The following is a 5,835-nucleotide window of genomic DNA, read 5'->3' on the forward strand; positions in this document are numbered from 1 at the left end:
TCACCTCCGCCCTCGCGGGCGGCTCGGACGCGCGCTACGGCGTGATCGAGGTCGACGAGAAGTACCTGGCGGGTGTGGCCCGGGACGTCTCGCCGAAGGCCATAGCGCTGCTCAACCTCTCGCGCGACCAGCTCGACCGGGCCGCGGAGACCCGCATGCTCGCCGAGAAGTGGCGCGAGGGCCTGGCCGGCACCAAGGCCGTGGTGATCGCGAACGCGGACGACCCGCTGATCGTGTGGGCCGCCTCCTCCGTGCCGAACGTGGTGTGGGTGGCGGTCGGCCAGGAGTGGAAGGACGACGCCTGGTCCTGCCCGTCGTGCGGCGGCGTGATGCAGCGCCCCGGCGACGACTGGTTCTGCGGCGAGTGCGGCTTCCGCCGTCCCACGCCCAGCTGGGCGCTCTCCGGCGACTACGTGCTGGACCCGCACGGCAGCGCGTGGCCGATCCACCTCCAGCTGCCCGGCCGTGCCAACAAGGCCAACGCGACCACCTCGGCCGCCGTGGCCGCCACCTTCGGGGTGCCGCCGCAGGTCGCGCTGGAGCGGATGTACCAGGTGCAGGCGGTCGCCGGCCGGTACGACGTGGTGAACTTCCTCGGCCGCGACGTGCGGCTGCTGCTGGCGAAGAACCCGGCCGGCTGGCTGGAGACCTTCTCGCTCATCGACGGGCCGCCGGCCCCGGTGATCCTCTCGGTCAACGCCCGGGGCGCGGACGGCACCGACACCTCCTGGCTGTGGGACGTGGACTACACCCGGCTCGCCGGACACCCGATCTTCGTCATCGGCGACCGCAAGCTGGACCTCGCGGTGCGCCTGGAGGTCGCGGGTCTGCAGTTCCGGGTCTGCGAGAGCGTGGACGAGGCCGTGCAGTCGGCTCCGCCCGGCAAGATCGAGCTGATCGCGAACTACACCGCGTTCCAGGACGTCCGCCGTCGCGTCGGCAACTGACGGCCCACGGATGCACGAGACAGGATTGTGAGCATGAGCCAGAACAGTCTGCGTGTGGTGTGGGTCTACCCCGACCTGCTCAGCACCTACGGCGACCAGGGCAACGTCCTGGTCCTGGAGCGGCGCGCGCAGCAGCGCCGTCTGGACGTCCAGCGCCTGGACGTCCGGTCCGACCAGCAGATCCCCACCTCCGGCGACATCTATCTGATCGGCGGCGGTGAGGACCGGCCGCAGCGGCTGGCCGCGGAGCGGCTGCGCCGCGACGGCGGTCTGAACCGGGCCGTGGCCAACGGCGCGATCGTCTTCTCGGTCTGCGCCGGGTACCAGATCCTGGGCCACGAGTTCATCAACGACCTGGGCCAGCGCGAGCAGGGCCTGGGGCTGCTGGACGTGATCAGCACCCGCGGCGAGGGCGAGCGCTGCGTCGGCGACGTGCTCGCCGACATCGACCCGCAGCTCGGCCTGCCGCCGCTGACCGGCTTCGAGAACCACCAGGGCGTCACCCACCTGGGCCCCACGGCCCGCCCGTTCGCCCGGGTGCGCTTCGGCAAGGGCAACGGCACCGGGGACGGCACCGAGGGCGCGTTCAACGAGACGGTCTTCGGCACGTACATGCACGGCCCGGTCATGGCCCGCAACCCGCACATCGCGGACCTGCTGATCAAGCTGGCACTGGACGTCAACGCCCTGCCGCCGGTCGACGACCGCTGGTACGACGCGCTGCGCGAGGAGCGGATCGCGGCGGCGACACAGCCCGCATAGCGGACGGTCACGGACCCCGTCGCCCCCGCCGGTTAGGGTGGCGGGGATTCCAGCCGGACGACGGGGTCCGGACCGACTCCGCTCAGAAGGTTCCCCGCCATGCGTATCGGTGTCCTCACCTCCGGGGGCGACTGCCCCGGTCTCAACGCCGTCATCCGTTCCGTCGTGCACCGCGCGGTCGTCGACCACGGCGACGAGGTGATCGGCTTCCACGACGGGTGGCGGGGGCTGCTGGAGGCGGACTACCGCAAGCTCCAGCTGGAGGACGTGGCCGGGGTGCTGGCCACCGGCGGCACGATCCTGGGCTCCTCCCGGGTGCGGCCGGACGAGCTGCGCGACGGGGTGGAGCGGGCCAAGGGACATGTGGCCGACCTCGGTCTGGACGCCGTCGTGCCCATCGGCGGCGAGGGGACGCTCAAGGCGGCGCGGCTGCTGTCCGACGCCGGCCTGCCGGTCGTCGGCGTTCCCAAGACCATCGACAACGACATCGCCGCCACCGATGTGACCTTCGGGTTCGACACGGCGGTGGGCGTGGCCACCGACGCCCTGGACCGGCTCAAGACGACCGCCGAATCCCATCAGCGCGTGCTGATCGTCGAGGTCATGGGCCGGCACACCGGGTGGATCGCCCTGCAGTCGGGCACGGCCGCGGGGGCGCACGCGATCGTCGTGCCGGAGCGGCCCTTCGACATCGGCGAGCTGACCGAGGTGGTCGGCCGGCGCTTCGCGGCCGGCAAGCGGTTCGCGATCGTGGTGGTCGCCGAGGGCGCGAAGCCCCGGGCCGGCTCGATGGCCTTCGAAACCGGCGGCACGGACGTCTACGGGCACGAGCGGTTCGCCGGGGTGGCCCGGCAGCTGGCCGGTGAGCTGGAGCGGCGCCTGGGCAAGGAGGCCCGCCCGGTGATCCTCGGACACGTCCAGCGGGGCGGTACGCCCACCGCGTACGACAGGGTGCTGGCCACCCGGTTCGGCTGGCACGCGGTGGAGGCGGTGCACGCGGGCGCGTTCGGGATGATGACGGCGCTGCGCGGCACGGAGATCACGCTGGTGCCGCTGGCCGAGGCGGTCGCGCGGCTGAAGACGGTGCCGCCGGAGCGGTTCGCCGAGGTCGAGTGCGTGCTGTGAAACGGCCGCCTCTAGTCTTGTCCCGGCACTTCGGTGCGAAACCGGCACAAGAGTGGGAGAGAGCGGATGGATCACAGCGGGCACGGCATGACCATGGACATGCCGCCGTTCACGCTGGGACGGGGTCTGGAGTTCAGCGGCGACCCGTTCTTCATGATCAGCTGTCTGCTGGGGCTGGGGCTCTACGGCTGGGGCGTGGTGCGGCTGCGGCGACGCGGTGACGCCTGGCCCATGGGCCGGGTGGTGGGCTTCACCCTGGGCGTGCTGTCCGTGGCGCTGGTGATGTGCACCAAGCTCAACGACTACGGCATGGTGATGTTCAGCGTGCACATGGTGCAGCACATGGTCGTCAGCATGCTCTCCCCCATCCTGATCCTGCTGGGCGCCCCGGTGACGCTGGCGCTGCGGGCCCTGCCGGCGGCCGGGCGGGGGCGCCGGGGACCGCGCGAGTGGCTGGTCGCCCTGCTGCACAGCCGCTACATGCGCGTGATCACGCATCCGGTGTTCACGATCCCGCTGTTCATCGCGAGCCTGTACGCGCTGTACTTCACGCCCATCTTCGACTTCCTCATGGAGAGCCGGGCCGGGCACATCGCGATGATGGTCCACTTCCTCGCGGTGGGTCTGGTGTTCTTCTGGCCGATCATGGGTGTGGACCCGGGTCCGCACCGGCCGGGCTATGTGATGCGGATGCTGGAGCTGTTCGCGGGCATGCCGTTCCACGCGTTCTTCGGCATCGCGCTGATGATGGCGTCCGAGCCGATGATCGGTACGTACATGCACCCGCCGGCCTCGCTGGGCATCGACGCGCTGTCGGACCAGACGGCGGCGGGCGGCATCGCCTGGGCGTTCAGCGAGATCCCCTCGGTCGTCGTGCTGATCGCGCTGGTCTACCAGTGGTACCGCTCCGAGCAGCGGCAGGCGCGGCGCTCGGACCGCACGGCGGACCGGGACGGTGACAAGGAGCTCGCCGCGTACAACGCCTATCTGGCCTCGCTCCGGACGGGGCAGCAGTAGCGCGCAGCGGTATGGCGGTACGGACCGCGGCGGGGAGACGATGGTCTCCCGGCCGCGGTCCGCGCGTTTGTGCTCCGGTTCGCGCGGCCGCCGTGAGGAGGTGTGGCATGCCCGGCTCGACGAGGGCGATGGCGTGGCTGACGGTGGCCGGTCTGGTCGTGGTGACGGCCTACACGGTGGTGCTCGGCGCGAACGCCTGGCTGTGGTTCGCGTGGGTGGTGCTGGGCCTGGCGACGATAGGCGCGGCGACGGCCCGCCGGACCTGAGCCGGACCTCGGGACCTCGGGACCTCAGGACCTCAAGGCCTCAGAACCGGAAGACGGCACCGGTGGCCGCCTCCAGCGCGCACGCGTTGGGGAAGGTCTTCCGCCAGGTGACGGGCCTGCCGTTCCAGTCGCCCTCGGCGGTCGCGGTGACCGGGTCGTACTCGCGGGTGCACAGCCGGCGCTCCATGGGCAGCGCGTCGGGCCGGCCCTGGGCCAGCCGCAGCCGCTCGCAGGCCTCGGCGGCGTGCGGATGGTGTCCCCGCGGCTCCGGGCAGGACAGCCGCACGCCCCGGATCCAGGTGTTCTGCGAGCCGGAGACGGTGAGGAACAGCCGTCCGTGGTTCCGGTCCTCGTCGGCGGTGGCCGGGTGCAGCGGTACGGCGGCGAACGCGGTGACGGCGACCGCGGCGACCGCGGCGGTGCGGACGTACATGGGGTGCCTCCGTAAGGCGCGACGATGCCCGAGTCAGGGCACCTCGCCCGCCGCGCCACCACAAGGAGCCACACCGCCCCGTCCCCCGGCCGGCCGCCCGGAGCCACCCGGTCGGCCGCCGGGGCGGGCCGGAACGGCACCGCGCCCCGGTCCGCCGTGGACCGGGGCGCGGCAGTGTCGCCGGACTGCTTACTTGGTGGCGGCCTTCGGCGGCTCCGGGGTGGCGTGCGGGGCGCACGTCACGTCCTTGGCGTCGACCTTGCCGGTGAGCAGGTAGGCGTCGACGCGGTCGTTGATGCAGGCGTTCGTCAGGCCGGTGACGCCGTGCGAGCCGGCGCCCTGCTCGGTGATGAGGCGGGAGCCCTTGAAGCGCTTGTGCAGCTCGACGGCGCCGGCGTACGGCGTGGCGGCGTCACGGGTGGACTGCACGATGAGGGTCTGCGGCAGGCCCTTGTGCGTGGTCACCTCGACGGGGTTCTGCTGCGGGGCACGCCAGGTGGCGCACGGCAGGTTCATCCAGGCGTTGGACCAGGTCATGAACGGCGCGGTGCGGTTGAGGCGGGTGTTGTCCCGGTCCCACTTGGCCCAGCTGGTGGGCCACTTGGCGTCGGCGCACTCGACCGCGGTGTAGACGGCGTTGCCGTTCTCGGCGGCGATGTTGCCGGCCTTGTCCGACAGGTCCGGGCCCGCGGCCTGGACGAGGGCCTTCTCGTCACCGGCGCGGTACTTCGCCCAGGTGCCGGCCACGGAGACCCACGAGGAGTCGTAGTAGGCGGCGCTCTGGAAGAAGTTGATCAGCTCGGCCGGGCCGACGACCCCGCCGATGGGCTGCTTCTTGGCGGCGGCGCGGAGCTTCTCCCACTCCTTCTGCACCTTCGCCTGGGTGTTGCCGAGGTGGTAGACGGAGTCGTACTTGGCGACCCAGGTCTCCCAGTCCTTGAAGCGGCCCTCGAAGGCGACGTCCTGCTCCAGGTTGGCCTGGTACCAGATGTTGTCCTGCGCCGGGTTGACGACGCTGTCGACGATCAGGCGACGGACGTGCGTCGGGAAGAGCGTGCCGTAGACGGCGCCGATGTAGGTGCCGTAGGAGACGCCGAGGTAGTTGAGCTTCTAGTCGCCGAGGGCGGCGCGGATGACGTCGATGTCCCGCACGATGTTCGGCGTGGTGAGGTACGGCAGGAGGGCGCCGCTGCGCTCGGCGCAGCCGTCGGCGTACTCCTTGGCCAGCTTGCGCTGGGCGCGCTTGTCGGCCTCGCTGCCGGGCACCGGGTCGGCCTTGGGCGCC

General features: G+C 71.7%; 6 protein-coding genes and 1 pseudogene. 5 read left to right on the top strand and 2 right to left on the bottom strand.

All coding sequences use genetic code 11. The features are described 5' to 3' along the window. The 5 genes from AB0K09_RS28605 to AB0K09_RS28625 all read left to right on the top strand — a co-directional run. A partial coding sequence (locus AB0K09_RS28605) for a MurT ligase domain-containing protein (RefSeq protein WP_366068308.1) occupies positions 1–947 on the top strand: 947 nt, incomplete at its 5' end. Positions 948–980: 33 nt separating this feature from the next. Next, positions 981–1,709, top strand: coding sequence for a glutamine amidotransferase (locus AB0K09_RS28610; protein WP_366068309.1), 729 nt, complete (start codon positions 981–983; stop codon positions 1,707–1,709). A 99-nt stretch (positions 1,710–1,808) separates the two neighbouring features. Further along, positions 1,809–2,834: a 6-phosphofructokinase gene (locus tag AB0K09_RS28615; protein WP_366068310.1), complete on the top strand. Its 1,026-nt coding sequence runs from the start codon at positions 1,809–1,811 to the stop codon at positions 2,832–2,834. A 66-nt stretch (positions 2,835–2,900) separates the two neighbouring features. Continuing rightward, positions 2,901–3,851, top strand: a complete 951-nt coding sequence (locus tag AB0K09_RS28620) for a cytochrome c oxidase assembly protein (protein WP_366068311.1) — start codon at positions 2,901–2,903, stop codon at positions 3,849–3,851. Positions 3,852–3,958: 107 nt separating this feature from the next. After that, positions 3,959–4,117: a hypothetical protein gene (locus AB0K09_RS28625; RefSeq protein ID WP_366068312.1), complete on the top strand. Its 159-nt coding sequence runs from the start codon at positions 3,959–3,961 to the stop codon at positions 4,115–4,117. A 40-nt stretch (positions 4,118–4,157) separates the two neighbouring features. On the opposite strand, the gene AB0K09_RS28630 is transcribed toward AB0K09_RS28625, so the two are convergent. Both AB0K09_RS28630 and AB0K09_RS28635 read right to left on the bottom strand, forming a co-directional pair. Then, positions 4,158–4,550: an SSI family serine proteinase inhibitor gene (locus AB0K09_RS28630; RefSeq protein WP_366068313.1), complete on the bottom strand. Its 393-nt coding sequence runs from the start codon at positions 4,548–4,550 to the stop codon at positions 4,158–4,160. Between the two features lie 189 nt (positions 4,551–4,739). Next, positions 4,740–5,835 (bottom strand): annotated as a pseudogene (locus tag AB0K09_RS28635) (alpha/beta hydrolase); the annotation flags it as partial.

The sequence above is a fragment of the Streptomyces sp. NPDC049577 genome (assembly GCF_040675635.1).
GTDB lineage: Bacteria > Actinomycetota > Actinomycetes > Streptomycetales > Streptomycetaceae > Streptomyces.